At 64.3% G+C, this 628-nt stretch carries 1 protein-coding gene; it reads right to left on the bottom strand.

Annotation, left to right across the window (positions count from 1 at the left end; translation table 11 throughout):
* Positions 1-25: 25 nt before the first annotated feature.
* Positions 26-628: IS5 family transposase (locus tag CFN78_RS28385; protein ID WP_094866384.1), on the bottom strand; the 603-nt coding region annotated here is incomplete at its 5' end.

Raw genomic sequence — 628 nt, 5'->3', positions numbered from 1 at the left:
AGAGGGTGTGGTGAAACCTTGGTGGTCAGGGTGTGAGGTCGTCTGCTAGGCGTTGGGCTGCCTCGGTCTCGATGGGGCCGTGAGGTTCGACGTTTTCGCCTGCTAGCCGTGCGGCCATCAATCGGATCATGGCGACTTGGATCATGGCCTCGGCGTGCGAGGTCTTGCGTTCGTAGTCTCGTGTCAACCGTCTGCACCTCGTGAGCCAGCCAAAGGTTCGTTCCACCACCCACCGGCGGGGTAGCACCTGGAACCCTTTCACGTCGGCATTGCGTGGTACCGCGACGACCTCGATGTTCTCCTGGGCATGAGCCCACCGCACCAAGCTGGCGTCCACGGCATTGACATAACCGCCGTCGACCCACACCAACCCGATCAGCGGGAACAGGTCTCTGATGCCGGTCAGGACCCGTTTCGCTCCGGCCCGGTCCTGGACCGAGGCCGAATGCACCATCGCACGCAACACCAAGCCACAGGTATCGACGAGCAGGTGACGCTTGCGACCCCGCACCCGCTTCCCCGCGTCGTAACCGATTGCCTCGCCACCCTCGCAACTCCTCACCGACTGGGAATCCAGCACCGCAGCCGAGGGCTGCGGGTCACGCCCGTCCACCGCCCGAACCCGATC

Source organism: Amycolatopsis antarctica, from assembly GCF_002262875.1.
In the GTDB taxonomy this organism is placed as follows: domain Bacteria; phylum Actinomycetota; class Actinomycetes; order Mycobacteriales; family Pseudonocardiaceae; genus Amycolatopsis; species Amycolatopsis antarctica.
The sequence above is the reverse complement of the archived record's forward strand: the minus strand, read 5'-3'. Positions and strand labels throughout refer to the sequence as shown.